Below are 17,413 nucleotides of genomic sequence, written 5' to 3'. Positions count from 1 at the left end.
AAGATGAGGATGGAGCGTGGAGCTGACCATGAAGATTAATCGTTTGCTGGGCATCGTAGTCTATCTGCTCAACCGGGAGACCGTCAGCGGGCGGGTGCTGGCCGGGAAGTTCGAGGTCTCGGCGCGGACCATTCAGCGGGACATTGAAGCGATCAGTCTGGCCGGGATTCCCGTAGGTTCGCTGCAGGGGCTGAACGGGGGCTACTACATCATGGACAGCTTCAAGATGAACAGGCAGCTGCTTCAGCCGCAGGACTATGCGTACATTCTGGCAGCGCTGAGAGGTTTCGTGTCCGGCTATGACAGCAGGCAGGCTCAGGATACGGTGGAGAAAATGGTTGCGCTGTCGCCGGATAATGCGGCGACAGCGCAAGCTTTTCAGCTGAATCTCGGGGTGCTTCAGGAGGGTGTGGGGACCGGCGAAACCATCGCTGTACTTGAACAAGCCATCCGTGAGAAACATGCTGTCCAGTTCCTGTATACGAATGCCCATCTCAAGGCTTCCTGCAAACGGGTAGAACCGCTGCTGTTGACGTACAAGTGGTATGCCTGGTATTTATTTGCCTATTGCTGTGAGCAGGAGGATTACCGCCTGTTCCGGTTGTCGCGGATGCGTGATATCTTGCCTCTGCCTGAACCATTCACTGCGGTTCACCGGGATGCGGAGCTGCTGCTGGCTGGGCATGGTGACAACCGGGTCTATATACATATTAAGCTACTCTGTCCGGTAGAGTACCGGGTACTGCTGGAAGAGGCTTTGCCGAATGCCAGATTGCTGGAAACACGCGGGCAGAAGCTGGTGATGGGCTTTACGGTACCCGGGGAGGAGCAGGGCTGGTTCGGCATTATCCTGCAGCACAGCCATCAAGTCACTGTTCTGGAACCGGAGTCACTCCGGGAGAAGCTGCTGGCCAGGGCCAGAATGATTCTGGATACCTATAGCTGAATGGCGACATAATGCTGTCTAATATAGCCCTCTATAATGGATTTATTCCATATCATAAGGAGAGCTTAGCATGAAAATAGAAATATCAGATCCTTACGTAACCAGTCCGGTGTGTGAAACCAAGCGGTTCCGGCTCAGACAGGTACAACTGAAGGATGCAGAGGATTTATTGGGCTGTTACAGTGACCCTGAAGCCAGCCTGCTGTTTAACAGTGACAATTGCCGCTCAGATTTCCGGTTGAACACCCTGAAGGATATGCAGAATATTATCGGGGTATGGCTCGGGGAATATGAGAAAAGAGCCTATATACGCTTCAGTGTTGTGGATAAATTAGCGGGCACAACTGCAGGGACCGTTGAATTTTTCTGCAGAAGCGGAGTGGACGGGGATGAGCAGAGTACAGGCGTATTGCGGCTGGATTTGGCCTCACGCTATGAGACAGAAGAGAACTTGTGCGAGCTTATCTCTCTAGCAGGAGAACGTTTCCGTGAATGGTTTGAATTCAGCGGGATTGTGACCAAAGTAGTGCCGCAGGCAGAACGGCGGATTCGTGTGCTGCGTCAGGAGGGGTACCACCGCTTAGAGCTGAACGGAAGCTTTGGCTATAGCGATTATTATCTGAAAAGATCCAATTAAAAGTAAATGAATAGTATTATTTGTCTCAGCCCTTTTTGTCTCCCCTTTGGAGTACAGGAAGGGCTAAATTTTTTGCTGAACAATGTCGAAAAAAAGAGTAGAGCTACGATGACATCTGCGTATAGAATAGATAAGCGCAGATTTCTTTTGCAGAATGATAAATTGATTGAGGCAAGGGTGGTAACGTCAGATGGATACACATAAAGCCAACACATGGTTAGGAGGATTGGCCGTCTACATTGTTGCCTATTTGGCAGCAGTGCTGCTGGATAATCATCTGATGTTTGGAATCGTCACAGTCATAGCGCCTATGCTGGCCTGTCTGTATTACCGGATATCCGGACCGCCTCCCGCGCTGCTGAGAAGGCCCTTCCGGCTGATCAGTTACGGGTTCTTCCTGTGGGTGATCTGTGATGCACTGCTGCTGACAGGGTTATACGGCTTCCATTTCTCAGCTGACGACACGTCAACTTTTACCCTTACCGCACTTACGCTCTATTCGGTTACAAGAACGATTATTCTTGTTGCAGTCCTGCAGATGTATGGAATCTTCAGACAGGGCATCAATAAATTACAGGTGCTGTGGGATCAGATCACAACGCTGGAATGCATTGTGGGCAGTATCTGGTTTGTTTTTTTTCAGGACGGGTCATTCCGTTTGGCGGATATGAATTACCGTACCCTGATCCTCTTCTTCTATCTGCTGGCCCCCCTGCTGACCCTGGCCTCACTGATGCTGATCTGGGTGTACATGAAGCGGGAATACCGTACAACGGGCTTCAAGCTGCTGATTGCCTCCATTGCCCTGGTATCCTCCGTGGATCTGGTCCAGGCGCTGAATAATGGGATTATGTCCGGCTACCTCATAGACGGACTCTATAAATTATCCATTGTGTGCATAGCCGCAAGCTGGATTCTGGTGCGCCAGTATCCGATACAAGCGGAGCAAGGGCTTGCCGAACCCCAGCCCGTAACGGAAAGCCGGACCTTGAAGAGCGGAGTGCTGTTCATGGCGTATCCGGCACTGATTTTTATACTCAAAGGATTCTCTGTATATGTGTTTCTATATTTCACCATCATTATCATGGCTTATTTCATCGTCCGGCTGTATGCCAAACAGATCGCCTATACGAGAAAATTGCTGGACACCGAAAGGGAGTACAGCGAGAAGCTTCGGCTGTACATGGATGTGGTTGAACAATCCCCATTGTCTATAGTAATCACCGATATGGATAGCCTCATCGAATACATAAACCCTTATTTCACGGAAGTTACCGGTTATTCCAAGGAGGAGGCCGTCGGCAATAAACCGTCGATTCTGAGGTCGGACAAGAACCAGGCTGAAACGTACCGGAATATGTGGGAGACGCTGATACTTGAAGGCAAATGGCAAGGGGAATTCATTAACCGTAAGAAGAGCGGGGAAGAGTACACGGAAGCCGTCATTATCTCTTCTATTAAGAATGAACGGGGCCAGACCACGCATTATGTGGGCATTAAGGAGAACGTCTCGGAATATAAGCGGATCAAAAAAGAGCTGTCGGACCAGCTGTATTTCACCTCCCAGCTGGTGGATACTTTACCGCATCCGCTATTCTATATGGATGCCGAAGGGAACTTTCTCGGCTGTAATACGGCCTATGAGGAAGCGTTCCAGGTATCCCGCAGGGTCTTTACGGGAACTCCGATGAGCCGGCTGCCGCATCTCTCGCGGGAGGGCTTCGGAATTCTGAGTGAGATGAAGGATGAAGTGACGGCCAGCGGACTGCCGGCGACCCGGCAGATCCAGCGCAACTTCGCCACCGGGGAAGAGCATGATATTCTCTATTCCCTGTCTGCTTACCGGTTGTCTGACGGCACAGTGGGCGGGTACCTGGGGATTCTGACAGATATCAGTGATCTGAAGCATAAAGAGAAGGAGCTGCTCAACAGCCGCAATTTCCTGGATGCGATTATTAACCATATTCCGGTCATGATTAACGTCAAGGATGCGCAATCCTTGAAGATATTCAAGGCAAATCAGGCGGGAGCTTCCTTCCTCGGTATGACTCCGCAGGAGATGGAAGGCAAGGATAATTACGATTTGTACCCTGAAGAGCTGGCGGGCAAGCTGAACGGCAGTGACCGGAAGGTGCTTGAGACGGGCAGGCTCTTCAGCGAGATTGAGATTGTTACGGATGATGCCGAGCTCTGCAATCTGAAATACGTGCTGGCTTCGAAGGTGCCGATTCTGGATGCAGAGGGGAAGCCCCTCTATCTCCTTAGTGTGTCCGAGGATATCACTGAAGTGAAGCGCAAGGAGGAGGAGCTGAAATCCGCGCTTAATCTGGCGGAAGAGGCGACAGCTGCCAAATCGCAGTTCCTGGCGAATATGAGCCATGAGATCCGGACGCCGATGAATGCCATTATCGGGATGGCTTATCTGGCGCTGAAGACAGAGCTGGACCCCAGGCAAAGTGACTATATCTCCAAGATTCATAATGCCGGAACCTCACTGCTCGGTATTATTAATGAAATCCTCGATTTCTCCAAGGTGGAGTCGGGGAAGCTGGAGCTGGAGAATATTGATTTTGAGCTCCCGGATGTGATCGGGAATGTGGTGGATATCTCAGGACAGACTGCACTGGACAAGGGGCTGCAGATGTCCGTTCAGCTCCCTCCGGATGTTCCGCGCCAGCTCAGCGGCGACCCGTTGCGGCTGGGGCAGATTCTTACCAACCTTCTGAGCAATGCCGTTAAATTCACCGAGAAGGGTGAAGTGGTTATTCTGGTAGAAAGAATCAGCATGATCGACAGCATGACGAAGCTTAAATTCAGTGTGCGGGATACAGGGATCGGCATGAGCAAGGAGAGTGAAGGAAAGCTGTTCCAGGCGTTCACGCAGGCGGACAGCTCTACTACAAGAAGGTTCGGGGGCACAGGACTGGGTCTGGCCATCAGCCGGAAGCTGGTGGAGATTATGGGCGGCAGCCTGTGGGTCGAGAGTGAGGAAGGGCAAGGGAGTACCTTCGCCTTCACCGCCTGGTTCGGAATTTCTGCTGTGCAAGACTCAGGGGCAAGGGCAATGAGAGATGAAGCAACTGGTGTGAAGGACAAGGATTACGGCCTGTCCGGTGTACGGGTACTGCTGGTGGAGGATAACGAGATTAATCAGCAGATTGCGGAAGAACTGCTGCTGAGCCAGGGAATGATCATCGACATTGCCGGCAACGGAGCGGAAGCCGTGCAGAAGATTGAGGAGATGTCCGCGGATCAGCCTTATCAGCTGGTGCTGATGGATCTGCAGATGCCGGTCATGGACGGGTTCGAAGCGGCGCGGAGGATTAGGGCCGCAGAAGCTGAGCTGCCGATCATTGCCATGACCGCTAGGACCATGCAGGAGGAGCGGGAACGAAGCTTCACGGCAGGTATGAACGGCCATGTGGCGAAGCCGGTCGATCCGGATATCCTTTTTGCCAAGATCAGCAGGTGGACATCGGATGCTTCCAGGGAGGAGCAGCCGGATTACGATGAATGTGAGCACGGCCGTCCGCAGGAGGCGCAAGGGACTTCCGGATTCCGCATAGAGGGTATTGATACGGAGAACGGCCTTAGACGTGTCGGAAATAATGAGGCTTTATATATACAGCTATTGCTGAAATATTCAGAGAGCCAGCGCGATACCGCCCGGAAGCTCCGCAGCTTCATTAAGCAGGGGGATGAGGAAGCCGTGTATATGCTGGCTCATAGTCTGAAGGGAGTTGCCGGGAACCTGGGGGTAAAAGAAGTGCAGAAGCTTGCCGATTCGCTGGGCAGAATGCCGAATTATCATGAGCAGCCTGAGAAGCTTGAGGCGCTGGTGCTGAGGCTGGAGGCGGCTGTGCTGGAGAGCTGTACAGCGATTCGCGGGCAATGGGGGTCTGACGAGCCTTCTGCCGCCCTGATGGCTGAGCTTGATCCGGAATCGGTTGCACAGCCGCTGGCTCCTATGGCCGGGAAGCTGCTCGGAATGCTGATGGACAGTGACAGCGAAGCCGTTGATTATTTCATTTCGGTGCGTAGCCAGCTTGCAGGATATATGCAGCCAGAGCAGCTGGTTCAGCTGGCTGACTGTCTGAACCGGTTCGAATATGAGGCCGCCATAGAAATGATTGAAACGGTAATACAAGAAAGTAATTATGAACAGAGGTTGATATAAATGCTGGACACTAGACCTGTAATCCTGGTAGTTGACGACACGCCGGACAATATCTCACTTCTCAGCGGGCTGCTTAAGGAGCAATACAAAGTAAAGGTAGCCATCAACGGGGAAAAAGCATTACAGGTGGCCAAAGCCTCACCTCCTGATCTGATCCTGCTGGATATTATGATGCCGGTTATGGATGGCTACGAGACCTGCCGCCGGCTTAAGGAAGACGGGGAGCTGAGAGAGGTTCCGGTAATCTTTTTGACGGCCAAGGAAGAGGTGGAGGATGAGAATCTGGGATTTGATCTGGGGGCCGTAGATTATATTACGAAACCGATCAGTTCGCCGATTCTGCTATCCCGTGTCAAAACGCATCTCACCCTGAAGCAATCCAAGGATTTCCTTGCGGACAAGAATGAGTTCCTTGAGGCGGAGATCTCCCGGCGGATTAAGGAAATCTCGCTCATCCAGGAAGTCTCGGTTATGGCGATGGCCGCGCTTGCCGAAATGCGTGACTCGGAGACCGGCAATCACATTCAACGGACGAAGCTCTACATTGAAGAGCTGGCCACCCAGCTAAGCCGGACGGGAAAATATGCGGAGGTGCTGAGTCCGGAGCATATTAACCTGATTGTGACTTCCGCGCCGCTGCATGATATCGGTAAGGTGGGCATTCCTGACCACATCCTCCTGAAGCCGGGGGCGCTGACCCGCGAGGAATTCGAAGTGATGAAGACGCACACGACACTCGGCAGGGAAGCCATTCTGCGGGCAGAACGGCTTATGGACAAGCCGGAGACTTTTCTGCGCTTCGCCAAGGAAATTGTCTATTCCCATCATGAGAAATGGAACGGAACCGGATATCCCGAGCAGATTGCCGGTGAACAGATTCCCCTGTCAGCCCGGCTGATGGCGGTAGCCGATGTCTACGATGCGCTTACGAGCAAGCGGGTATATAAAGATGCAATGCCGCATGAGGAGGCGGTCGGTATTATAGTAGGCGATGCCGGAATACATTTCGATCCTGATATCGTGAAGGTATTCATGAAGAACAAGCATAAATTCAAGGAAATCGCCGAGCGGTATACCAGCGAGCTGGCAGGATGACCGGTCGTGGATTGGCGAATAGTGAATAGCGAAAAGAACCGGATCACCCCGCATAGAAATTACTGATATTTTAAAGTTATACAGATCAATCTGGAGGACCGTCCGCTGCATATACGGATTGCGCAGATTGTTTATTTTGAGGGGGCGCTGGCTTCGTACGTGTAGGTTGGCGTTATGAAATAAGCAAAAGGCTATAAGCAATAAGCAATAAAGATCTTTTTCCATCCTTTATGGGGTGGAGGAGGGTCTTTTTTTTAGAAGCGATTTGGAGCATCCGACCCTGGGTACAATCTGCTGCTTCGTACGCCTTGATTGGGCTTAAGAGAACGAGAGTGGAGACGAGCCGAATGTATGCGAAAAACCGAACACATTGTGCCAATGGTGGGGTAGACGAGCCGAATGTATGCGAAAAACCGAATACAATATGCCAATGGTAGTGGAGATGAGCCGAATGTATGCGAAAAACCGAATACAATGTGCCAATGGTAGAGTAGACGAGCCGAATGTATGCGAAAAACCGAATACAATGTGCCAATGGTAGAGTAGATGAGCCGAATGTATGCGAAAAACCGAATACAATGTGCCGACGATAGGGTAGATGAGCCGAGTTATTTTACTTTTGAGGTGCCGCTTGATTCGTCCTCCGGGCGATTTTGTTATTACTTTGGAGATTAAGCACCGTTATCTTGGGGGGAGAGGGCTGGAGGCGGAAATGTAGGGGATAAATGAATGCTTGCTTTAAAGTGCACTTTAAGGATTATGATGGTTCATGAAGGCGAAGGCGCTGAGGCAGGTGAGTTTGTCGGTTCCTATTAGTTATGTAGAGCGGGTAGCCGGCCATGCGCCTGGAAAGAAACTTTACTTAGGAGGTACAACTATGCACAAGTATATAAATAGCAGCGCAACACCCCAAGCTCCGATTGGGAGCAGTTTTGGTGCCGGGACTACGGCGGAACAAGTAATCGGCAACCTCGATTTGAGCGGAAAAATAGCCATCGTAACCGGCGGATATTCCGGCATTGGCCTGGAAACTGCACGTGTACTCGCCGGTGCCGGAGCTACAGTCATTGTACCGGCACGGACACCGGACAAGGCCAAGGCTGCAGTCGCCGGAATTCCGCGTCTGGAGCTTGAAGCCCTTGATCTCATGGACCCTGCTTCCATCGACAGCTTCGCCCGGCGTTTCCTGGATTCAGGACGGCCGCTGCATATACTGGTTAACAGTGCCGGCATTATGGCTGCACCGCTGGCGCGGGATACCCGGGGCTATGAATCCCAGTTTGCCACCAACCATCTGGGGCATTTCCAGCTTACGGCCAGGCTCCTGCCGGCATTGAAGCAGGCAGGCAATGCCCGCGTTGTATCCGTAACATCGCGGGCACACCGCCTGGGCGGTGTCGATCTGGACGATCCTAATTTCATCCACCGTGAATATGACAAATGGACCGCCTATGCCCAGTCGAAGACGGCAAATGTGCTGTTCGCCATAGCATTGGATGAGAAGGCTAAGGGTCAGGGAATCCGGGCCTTTGCAGTGCACCCGGGATTAATTCCATCCTCCGGCATCGGGCGTTTCTTGGAAGCGGAAGAGCTTGGCGTCAAGCCGGTCCCGGAGGCGCAGGATGTGAAGCATGAACAGCCGGCTGGCAGTGCCGGAGCAGACCGGATGAAGACAGTGGAGCAGGGCGCGGCAACCGGCATCTGGTGCGCAGTAAGTGAACAACTGGCAGGTATGGGGGGAGTCTACTGTGAGGATGTTGATGTGTCCGAAGCTGTCCCGGCTGGCAGTGTGCAAGGCTCCGGGGTATGGCCCTGGGCGGTAGACCGGGAGAATGCGGAGCAGCTGTGGACGCTCAGCGAGAAGCTGACGGGAGTGGGATTCGCGATTTAAGCGGATATTCTGCTGCAGGAATTCAGCGGACGATCCGCAGTTGAGAAGCTAGGGGAAGCACAACGCTGGCTCAGGGCACCCAGGTACTCAAACGCTCAGCTTGACTTAAAGTGCATTTTTACCCCTATACTATAAGAAAAACTTGATCACTGCCGTGATCTGAGGGAAGTGACTGCTTTGAGTATATTGATCAAAGAAGCTGCGGCCAAGCTGGGGCTCCCCGCCCATACCATCCGCTATTATGAGAAAGAAGGGCTGCTGCCTTCTCTACAGAGGGACGGGCAGGGGAACCGTGTTTTTGAACAGGGTGATCTGGACTGGATCTCGCTTATGACCTGCTTCCGGGCCACAGGAATGCCAGTGGCCGGACTGAAGCAGATCGTTAACCTAGCCGCAGAAGGAGATTCCACGATACCCGAAAGGCAAGCAATTCTGGAAGCCCACAAGCTCGAGCTTCAGCGCAGACAGGAGGAGCTGGACCGGGCTTTTACAGCGGTAAATATGAAGCTGTCACGGTATGAGACAATCCTGAAAGGCCAGCCGGACCCCGATGCAGGTAACCCTATGGGATTGTGCTGAGCCTAGCTTTTATAGGGCATCGAGCTTCTGAATCCAGTCAAATATAGCTTCACCTACTGCCAGCGGCTGCTCTTGTCAATATAGTGGAGACGGTGGCCGTTCACTTCCGCGTAATGCGAGTCGAATGGGAAGTCCGCGCGGATAGGAGGGGTGTCAGAACGAGCTCCGCCGGTTGATTAGTTGCTGGCAGTTCCACTATACTTCAAATTTAAGTCTATTTCCGCAAAAAAGACGCTCCCGGGTCCGGGAGCATCTTAGGAGTATCGTTATACTATTTTCTTAATAATAATATTCAAATATATACAGACCTAACCCTCACCCGCACCATGACCCATAGTAGAAATTAATTGGGAGCTATTAAGATCTGTTGTGAATCCGATACCTCCAACCGGTAAAATAATTACAAGTAGCAGACTAAACGAAGTTAGAAACATGATGAACTTTTTGGTCATTTGGATCCTGCACCTCTCTGATTAGAAATTTATACTGCACTTGCTCTTCTTCGCTGGCCTCATGCCGGTGCTGCTCAAACAAATTCACACATTTAATGATTAGGCTTTCATTATTGATTCTAACGGATGATTCCAAACTTTTGAGTATTACGCTAATTCCATCGTGCCGTTTGTTGTGCAGATTATACATGGCTAGCTCAGTGAGAAATCTGGCATGCTGGTCTGCAATAATCTGATGATTATATTTGCCGAAGCCGGAGTTGTAAGGTTCATAAGGAACATGCTTGGAAAACCTGGCAAGAATGTAATCTATATTCCATCCGTAGCGGTTTGCTGATTTAATAATATTATAGACAGCTGTAAAAACCTGCCCCTCGTGGTTAGAGATATAGTCTACATAATCCTGCAGCCCCTCATATTGCCCGGCCATTACACGGTAGAGGTGGGTGTTTGCCGTTCCCCAAAGCTTAAATTGAGCTAACGTCTCCCGGACCTCATCACTGTCTTCCTGTATCCAGTCTGCCTCCATATATTGTGGAATAAGATTCAGAGCCGCTGTATAGTCCCCATACTCTTCCTGCACACTGGAGCGCATAAGATAGGAATATAGAATGTAGAAGTATAACGGTTTCTCAGGAGCTTTCTCGCTTCTGTCCTTGCGGCCGGAGGGATGCTGGAAATTGTAGCTGAGCGTAGCCAAACGGAGCATCTCCAGTGCCAGCTCATCTACCTTGTCCCACTTGTGCAGTGAATAATAGACATGCATCAGGTGTTTCAGCCCATCCAGCTGATCCGCTACCTCTAACCGCTCAATATAGCATTCAAAAAGAAGAGCCGCCTGCAGATTGAGGACTTGGCTGTCACCAATGGAAATGCGGAATAAGCGGTATTGGCATATAGCAAGCCGTTCGGAATGCTGATACTTCTCACTTGCACTCACATTCTTGTACAGAACCGCTGCTGCCTGCCATTGGCCCTCCTGAAATAAGCCTTCGGCCACTTCAAACAGCATGGGTGCATAGATTAAATTGTCGAGCAGATTCCTAACCACAAGTTCAATACAGTCAAGCCGCCCAAGCGCTGCTGAACTCAGAATGAACGGGCGCAGTCGCCGCCAGGTTGGTGCTGAATGATAGAAGCATTCGTCCACATACAAACTATAGAAATGGTCCTCCGGTACTCCCATCCCCCGGGTAATCAATTCCAAATGACTCATGGCGATCGGCTGCTGGCCGTTAAGCAAACGGCTGAGCGTTCCCGAATTAATGCCGGTCTGTATGGAGAATTGATTAATGGACATATGCTGTGCAGAGAGATAAGCCTCTAAATGACTGCGAATCGTGGCTGCAGGCTCCAAAGAAACACCACCAATCCAATACCATAATTTAGGTCCTTAATGTTATAAGTGTATAATATGCGCCATTATACCACCGGTCAAGAGTGTGATTGGTAGAAACAGTGAACAACAGGAAAAAGCATCCCCAATGTAACAGGAACGCTCTCCCGAATTATTGCAGATGGTGGTAAGAGATGCTTAGCTTCCGAAGCTGGACTAGGCAGTGAAAATACCCGCCCCTCCTTTGCTCTTCCGGCTCTCGATCACCTCTTCGTAATCCTTGATCAATCCGTCGAAAATATGCTCCCAGGAACGTCCGAGCGCGAGGCGCCGCCCTTCCCGGCCCATAGACGCCCGCAGTGCATGCTGGGCGGCTAGGATACTAATCCCGCGTGCCAGCGCTGCCGGATTACGGGGTTCGAACGGATTCCCGGTGACACCGGGAACGACCAGATCCCTGGTGCCGCCAGCATCTGCGGCGATGACCGGCAGCCCCGAAGCCATGGCTTCAAGCACGACATTGCCGAAGGTTTCCGTGCAGGAAGGGAAGACAAACAGGTCGGCTGAAGCGTACAGCTCCGCCAGCTCTTCGCCATGCTTCGCACCGGTAAAGGTTACGTTGTCCGGTGCCTGTGATCTGAGCTCAGGCAGGAGCGGCCCGTCTCCGACAATCAGCAGCTGCACACCGGAGCGTACGGATTCCGGCAGAAGCTGCATGGCGAGCAGCAGGGTGGCGATATCTTTTTCCGGGGCAATCCTCCCGACATAGAGCATAACCAGAGGCGCGCGCATACCATACCGCTCCCGCAACTCTTCACTTCGTTTCTCAGGGGAATAGAGAGTGCAGTCGACGCCTCTGGACCACAGGCGCAGTCTCATGAAGCCCTCTGCGCGCAGCGAGGCTAATGTCTCCTGGGAAGGGGCCAGCACAGCATCGCAGGAACGGTGAAACCACTTCATATATTTCCAGTAGAGCGGGACAATTCTTCTCATTTTGTAATATTCCAGGTAACGGTCGAAGTGGGTGTGGTAGGAGGCGACATGAGGGAGCTGCTGTTTGCGGGCATAGCGGAGGCCGGATAAGCCGATGTTGAAGGGGGTGGCCAGATGGATCAGATCAGGGGCGAAGGCCGTTAGCTCACTTTGAATAGAGGACATGCCCGGCAAGGCCAGCCTGCACTCGGGATACAGAAAAAACGGGATGCTGGCGATGGGGCGGACAGGATCTGGGTAGCTGCTCTCCGGTGCGGATTTAGGGGTAAACAACAGATGCTCAATCCCCCTGCGGTGCAAATGGCCGGTTAACCGGCTAAGCGTGCGGGCCACACCATTGGTCTGCGGAAGAAACGTGTCCGTGAATAGAGCCAGACGCATCGGAATCCCTCCCTGTATTCTTGTTGCCTTGAGCTTAGCAGGCGAATATTTCATGGAGATCAACCGCAGGTTAAACATCTGGCATAGAGGAAGATTGGGGAGTTTCGAATCCGCTTTTTTTCAAGAAGGGGTGGAGCGGGTATACATAGGTATCAGGAATGAAGGAGGTAAGAGGATATGAATAAAGATCTGCCGCCAGAGGTTCCACCGAAAGTTGTACCCGAAGTGAAGCCGGACATGATCCCTGAACCGGGACCGGTTGTAATTCCGCCGGAGGTTCCTCCGCAGAAGCAGCCGGAAATTATTCCGCAGACCCCGCCGGAGATTATTCCGAGGGAGCCTTTGTAATTGTTGATATAAGCCGGGCATGGAACGGCATCGGAATTATCACGACAATGGGATAATAGGAACAATACGTGACAATAGGAACATTACCAGTGATTATAGGAACAGTACGTGATGATAGGAAAAATATAGGATGGATTACAAGGAGCGTCCGGGAAACCGGGCGCTTTTTGGCTGCTTGGGAGATTATACAGTTGGAATATGCGATAACTCGGTTTGGAGGCGCCGGAAGCGGGCGGGATGATGTTGTTCCAAAGTAAACTTTGTAGTTGCTTCGCGCCAGTAATATGATTTGTCCTTTTCGCTGAAGCGGACTGAGATTCCGTTATTTCAGCAAAAAACCTCCATATGAAGAGTATGCGGACTGAGTCCGGTTGGGCGGGAAATCTGCTTGTTTTGCTCAAATAGCGGATTTTCAGTCCGCATCATCAGCTGACGGGTCATGAAGTTACTGTGAGGTGCCGCCGGGAGCGGCGAAGTTACTGCAAAGCGCGGCCGGAAGCGGCCAAGTTACTGCGAAGCGCCGCTGGGAGCGCCCAAGTTTCTGCCAAGCGCCCACCCGTTCCCCGCGCCGCCCCCTGGGCGGCTTCATTGCCCGGTTGAAGCGGCGGCAGAGCCGGATGAGACGCTGACTGCGATCAGCTGCCAGGCAGGCTGGTCCAGATGGGCTCTGCATATTGGTTCTGCAGGTTCATGCTGCATTCCTTGCCCGTATCATAAGAGCGGTCGCCCAGTACTGTGATGAACTGATCGAGCTTGTGCCTTGCCGCGGCGGCGTCCGTACATTCCAGCCAATCGGCGAGCGCGGTGAGCACGGTCCGGCCTTCCTCCAGCGCCTGCTCCCACAGCTCCCAGACAGATTCCGTCCGGACCTCGGAATACAGTGCGGAATGCCGCCACTCGGAGTGCCGGTCATTCAGATAATCCAGCTGCTCTTCATGGGCAGTCAGCTTCCGGGAGAACAGACGGCGGGTACGGCCCCAGGCTAGGGCCTTCTTCCAGCCCTTCGGATCATAAAGACATCTGTGAGCCAGCACCATATCCCGGTAGGAGCTCTGCCAGATCTCGGAGGGCAGCTTGCCCATGGCTTCCGGATAGTGCCGGAGTGCAGTGGTGTGAAGAATATGATGAACCGGCTCAGGCAGCCGGGGACCTGCGTCTATTCTTGTCCAGGCGGCATTCTGCCAGGTATTGACGCCCCGCAGCCGTTTCATGAACAAGGTATCCAAATCGATTTCGAACCGCTGGTGATCGCGGAATTTGTAGCCTGCCTTCCAGTTAATGTACGGATGCAGGTTCCGGTCCAGCAGATGATGGGTCAGGAAGCCAAGGAAGTAGAGCCGGGCCTGGTCTGCCTCTGGCCCTTCGAGAGTCCGCGCAGCTTCCCAGCAATCAATAAGCACAGGCCCGCAGTGCTGCGTATGCATCAGATCCCCGAGATGAAGGGCCCCCGCATCCTTGCTCCAGGGCAGAAAACTATGATACAGCAGGAAATCCGGACCCTGACAGCCTAGATTATACAACTGTTCCTGCTGCTGAAGCTTATGTAAGAACGGGAACCGGCTGCGGAATTCCCCGGCCAGCTGTTGCCCGTATTCGAGATGCATCCAGATATTAGGCATGATTAATCCTCCTACAGGTTTTGTGAGCACACTTAGTTATGATCTGAATCCATTGTAACGCCTGCATGTTAAAACAAAATGAGAAATGTGGATGAATTTCATTCCATCTCTAGACATCGCAACGGGCATAAGAGTATTCTTATATGGCTTTAATACAACCACAGCTATGAATTTACAACTGGCAAAAGGAGGTCCGTACGTATGAAGTCCCGTCTCTCTGACCTTATTAGAATACCTCCGGGATTCTGGGCAGGCATAAATCACTTAGGAATTGCCTCCCGCGACGTGGCCCGCCATGCACAGCTGCCTGAATCGATAACAACGGAATCCTCAGTCACCACTGCCCAATATTTCGCAATCTGGCAGGCGTATTCCGAGCTCACCGGGGACACTGCAGAGGGGATCATCAAGCTTGCAGCCGCCTTTGAAACCACGCAGTATCCCCCCGCCGTCTTAGCAACGTATCACGCCCGTGACTACCGCGATGCTCTGAAACGTATGGCCAGATACAAGCAGCTGTGTCCTCCCGAAAGCCTGCGGATCACGGAGGAGAACGGGCATTGTACAGTTGAACTGGAATGGCTGAATACCGAAGCATCCGGTCCTCCGGTGCTGGCGGGGATCACTTTGGCCTTTCTTCTGGAGCTTGGGAGGAAGGGGACAGGCCGTCCCTTGAAGGCGCAGTCCGTCGAATTTACGCAGTCCATGGGCGATGAACGGGTCCTCGAAGCCTACTTCGGCTGTGCAATCCAGGCAGGCGGGCAATGTAACCGGCTGACGCTGCATCGAAGTGATCTGGATCTTCCCTTTGTATCGTATAACGAGGAGCTGCTGGAGATCCTGACACCCGCTCTGGACCGGTCACTCGTTGAACTGCATGACAACCGCTCTATTACCGGAAGAGTCAAAATGGTCATTAAACACAGCCTCGCAGGAGGATGCCCCGGCATTCAGGCCGCTGCGAAGCAGCTTAAGATGAGCGGCCGGACCCTGCAGCGCCGGCTGACTGACGAAAATACGACCTTCAAGCAGGTGTTGACAGAAGCGCGGCATGAGCAGGCCCGGGAGTATTTGGCAGACCCTTCGCTTGATATTAAAGAAGTGGCTTACCTGCTTGGCTACGAGGACCAGAACTCCTTCTACCGTGCTTTCCGTCTGTGGGAGGGGGACACTCCTTCGAAGTGGCGTGCTGAGCATCTTCCGGATGCCGGCATTTTGTGAGCAGTATTTTTTTGGCGTGTTAAACAAGAAGTTTGGCACATGGGGCTAGTTACTGAATAATCCCGGCGGGGTACAATAATCACTATCCGGAACACAGGAATGTTCGAATAAGGAGAAGTGAATTATGGATATGGGATTAAACAACACAACAGCATTAGTTACAGGATCTACGAAAGGCATAGGGAAAGCCATTGCTATAGAGCTTGCCAAGGAAGGCGTTAACGTATTGGTCAATGGACGAAATTACGAAGAGGCAGAGCGGACCGTCAGTGAATTGAAGATGAATTTCCCGGACACCACTCCTCAGAATGCCGCTGCTGATATAGTGGACGCTGCACAAAGGCAAGCATTATTCGCGAAATTCCCCAGCGTTGATCTTCTGATCAACAATATGGGCATTTATGAATTGATGCAGTATGAGGATGTTGACGATGACATATGGGAGAAGTATTTCCGTACGAATGTGCTTGCTGCAAACGGATTAACGAAATTATATATCCCTGGAATGTTGAAACAAGACTACGGCCGTATCCTCTTCATCGCCAGTGAAGAAGCCGTCATGCCTTCAGGACAAATGCCTCAATATGCAATGACCAAATCCATGCTGCTGTCCTTGTCCAAGAGTCTGTCCAAACTGACAGCAGGAACTGAGGTCACGGTTAATACAATCATGCCTGGACCTACACTGTCTGAGAATGTGCAGCAAATCATTGACGGGATGTATCCTGACGAGAAATTGACGTTTGCAGAAAAAGAGAAGAAATTTATGGCTGCAAGTCTGCCGCAATCTGAATTACAGCGTTTCATCAAGCCTATGGAGATCGGCAGGCTGGCTGCTTTTGTATGCAGTCCCTATGCGGCAGCATTTAAAGGCTCTCCAATCCGTATGGATGGGGGAATGGTGCCGGTTATTTACTGAAGGAGGAGGATGTATGGATAAACGGTTAACATTCAATGAGGATGCGGCGAATTATGATAAATGGAGACCGGCTTATTGTGCGGAATTATTCCGGGACATTATAGCGTATTCCCGGATCGGGCAGGGCGGGAAGGTCATTGAAATCGGGATCGGAACGGGCCAGGCTACCCGGCCTTTTCTGGAAACGGGCTGTGAATTAGCTGCCATTGAACTTGGGGCAGACCTTGCGGAATACTCACAACTAAAGTTCCGGGAACACAAGAATTTCAGGGTGCATAATACTACATTTGAAGAATTCACAGGCCCGGACGACAGCGTAGACCTCATTTACTCCGCTACTGCATTTCATTGGATTCCAGAGGACGTTGGTTACCCGAAGGTTCGTGAATTGTTGAAGAAGGGCGGAACAGTGGCCTTATTCTGGAACAGGCCTTTTGCAGCGCGGGAGGATGAAGAATTACATCAGCATATTCAGCGTATTTACCAGCAGTACAGGCCCTCAAATACCAAATTAATCGAACATGATACGGGAAAATACCAGGCCATCTCACAGAATCTGCGTACCTACGGGTTCAAAGATATCCAGTTCAAGTTGTATCACCTAACCAGAAGCTTCTCCTCGGCGGATTACATTGCCCTGCTTAATACATATTCAGACCATAGAAGCATGCCGTCTGCTATTAAAGAGCCGTTTGAGGAAGAGATCAGCGCGGCGATTATGAAGTCCGGTGATGTGTTAACTATTTATGATACAATCGACCTGCATTTGGGCAGAAAATAAAGGATTTCCGATTATCGATTTCTGCTAGCTCGGCGGAA

Annotated in this window: 13 protein-coding genes; 10 read left to right on the top strand and 3 right to left on the bottom strand. The window is 51.7% G+C overall.

Annotated elements, in window-relative coordinates; genetic code table 11:
* The first annotated feature begins 28 nt into the window (after window positions 1-28).
* From NYE33_RS28815 to NYE33_RS28790, 6 genes are all read left to right on the top strand, one after another.
* Window positions 29-946 carry a helix-turn-helix transcriptional regulator gene (locus tag NYE33_RS28815; protein ID WP_340947021.1) on the top strand — a complete coding sequence of 306 codons (918 nt, stop codon included), beginning with the start codon at window positions 29-31 and terminating at the stop codon, window positions 944-946.
* 70 nt (window positions 947-1,016) lie between these two features.
* Entirely contained in the window at window positions 1,017-1,583 is a 567-nt protein-coding gene (locus tag NYE33_RS28810; protein ID WP_340947019.1) for a GNAT family N-acetyltransferase, read from the top strand.
* A 190-nt stretch (window positions 1,584-1,773) separates the two neighbouring features.
* On the top strand, window positions 1,774-5,760 hold the full coding sequence (locus NYE33_RS28805; RefSeq protein ID WP_340947018.1) for a PAS domain S-box protein: 3,987 nt from the start codon (window positions 1,774-1,776) through the stop codon (window positions 5,758-5,760).
* The gene (locus NYE33_RS28800) at window positions 5,761-6,855 is read left to right on the top strand and encodes a response regulator (protein ID WP_336102438.1); all 1,095 of its coding nucleotides are present in this window, start codon (window positions 5,761-5,763) and stop codon (window positions 6,853-6,855) included.
* A gap of 877 nt (window positions 6,856-7,732) precedes the next feature.
* Window positions 7,733-8,746: an SDR family NAD(P)-dependent oxidoreductase gene (locus tag NYE33_RS28795; protein ID WP_076242796.1), complete on the top strand. Its 1,014-nt coding sequence runs from the start codon at window positions 7,733-7,735 to the stop codon at window positions 8,744-8,746.
* A gap of 177 nt (window positions 8,747-8,923) precedes the next feature.
* Window positions 8,924-9,325: a MerR family transcriptional regulator gene (locus tag NYE33_RS28790; protein WP_042135528.1), complete on the top strand. Its 402-nt coding sequence runs from the start codon at window positions 8,924-8,926 to the stop codon at window positions 9,323-9,325.
* A 414-nt stretch (window positions 9,326-9,739) separates the two neighbouring features.
* Here NYE33_RS28790 and NYE33_RS28785 read toward each other — a convergent pair whose 3' ends face one another.
* Together NYE33_RS28785 and NYE33_RS28780 are read right to left on the bottom strand one after the other, a co-directional pair.
* Window positions 9,740-11,134, bottom strand: coding sequence for a helix-turn-helix domain-containing protein (locus NYE33_RS28785; RefSeq protein WP_336101282.1), 1,395 nt, complete (start codon window positions 11,132-11,134; stop codon window positions 9,740-9,742).
* A gap of 195 nt (window positions 11,135-11,329) precedes the next feature.
* On the bottom strand, window positions 11,330-12,487 hold the full coding sequence (locus NYE33_RS28780) for a glycosyltransferase family 4 protein (RefSeq protein ID WP_340947010.1): 1,158 nt from the start codon (window positions 12,485-12,487) through the stop codon (window positions 11,330-11,332).
* 177 nt (window positions 12,488-12,664) lie between these two features.
* On the opposite strand from NYE33_RS28780, the gene NYE33_RS28775 reads away from it, so the two are divergent.
* Complete coding sequence (locus NYE33_RS28775; RefSeq protein WP_340947008.1) at window positions 12,665-12,835, top strand: hypothetical protein; 171 nt, start codon at window positions 12,665-12,667, stop codon at window positions 12,833-12,835.
* A gap of 635 nt (window positions 12,836-13,470) precedes the next feature.
* On the opposite strand, the gene NYE33_RS28770 is transcribed toward NYE33_RS28775, so the two are convergent.
* Complete coding sequence (locus NYE33_RS28770; RefSeq protein WP_340947007.1) at window positions 13,471-14,454, bottom strand: zinc dependent phospholipase C family protein; 984 nt, start codon at window positions 14,452-14,454, stop codon at window positions 13,471-13,473.
* Between the two features lie 201 nt (window positions 14,455-14,655).
* On the opposite strand from NYE33_RS28770, the gene NYE33_RS28765 reads away from it, so the two are divergent.
* The 3 genes from NYE33_RS28765 (at window position 14,656) to NYE33_RS28755 (ending at window position 17,375) form a co-directional block, all read left to right on the top strand.
* Window positions 14,656-15,675 carry an AraC family transcriptional regulator gene (locus tag NYE33_RS28765; RefSeq protein WP_340947005.1) on the top strand — a complete coding sequence of 340 codons (1,020 nt, stop codon included), beginning with the start codon at window positions 14,656-14,658 and terminating at the stop codon, window positions 15,673-15,675.
* Window positions 15,676-15,799: 124 nt separating this feature from the next.
* On the top strand, window positions 15,800-16,594 hold the full coding sequence (locus NYE33_RS28760) for an SDR family NAD(P)-dependent oxidoreductase (RefSeq protein WP_340947003.1): 795 nt from the start codon (window positions 15,800-15,802) through the stop codon (window positions 16,592-16,594).
* Between the two features lie 13 nt (window positions 16,595-16,607).
* Entirely contained in the window at window positions 16,608-17,375 is a 768-nt protein-coding gene (locus tag NYE33_RS28755; RefSeq protein ID WP_340947001.1) for a class I SAM-dependent methyltransferase, read from the top strand.
* Window positions 17,376-17,413 lie beyond the last annotated feature (38 nt).

Origin of the sequence: Paenibacillus sp. FSL R10-2199 (assembly GCF_038000235.1) — a bacterium.
GTDB lineage: Bacteria > Bacillota > Bacilli > Paenibacillales > Paenibacillaceae > Paenibacillus_AQ > Paenibacillus_AQ phytohabitans.
Note: the sequence above shows the minus strand (reverse complement) of the source record. Positions and strands in the feature narration are given on the sequence as shown.

Excerpts from the sequence above, each read along its gene's own strand:
- NYE33_RS28760 (WP_340947003.1), top strand. The coding sequence starts at position 15,800 with ATGGATATGGGATTAAACAACACAACAGCATTAGTTACAGGATCTACG.
- NYE33_RS28755 (WP_340947001.1), top strand. The coding sequence starts at position 16,608 with ATGGATAAACGGTTAACATTCAATGAGGATGCGGCGAATTATGATAAA.
- NYE33_RS28795 (WP_076242796.1), top strand. The coding sequence starts at position 7,733 with ATGCACAAGTATATAAATAGCAGCGCAACACCCCAAGCTCCGATTGGG.
- NYE33_RS28775 (WP_340947008.1), top strand. The coding sequence starts at position 12,665 with ATGAATAAAGATCTGCCGCCAGAGGTTCCACCGAAAGTTGTACCCGAA.
- NYE33_RS28770 (WP_340947007.1), bottom strand. The coding sequence starts at position 14,454 with ATGCCTAATATCTGGATGCATCTCGAATACGGGCAACAGCTGGCCGGG.
- NYE33_RS28810 (WP_340947019.1), top strand. The coding sequence starts at position 1,017 with ATGAAAATAGAAATATCAGATCCTTACGTAACCAGTCCGGTGTGTGAA.
- NYE33_RS28805 (WP_340947018.1), top strand. The coding sequence starts at position 1,774 with ATGGATACACATAAAGCCAACACATGGTTAGGAGGATTGGCCGTCTAC.
- NYE33_RS28780 (WP_340947010.1), bottom strand. The coding sequence starts at position 12,487 with ATGCGTCTGGCTCTATTCACGGACACGTTTCTTCCGCAGACCAATGGT.
- NYE33_RS28765 (WP_340947005.1), top strand. The coding sequence starts at position 14,656 with ATGAAGTCCCGTCTCTCTGACCTTATTAGAATACCTCCGGGATTCTGG.
- NYE33_RS28800 (WP_336102438.1), top strand. The coding sequence starts at position 5,761 with ATGCTGGACACTAGACCTGTAATCCTGGTAGTTGACGACACGCCGGAC.
- NYE33_RS28815 (WP_340947021.1), top strand. The coding sequence starts at position 29 with ATGAAGATTAATCGTTTGCTGGGCATCGTAGTCTATCTGCTCAACCGG.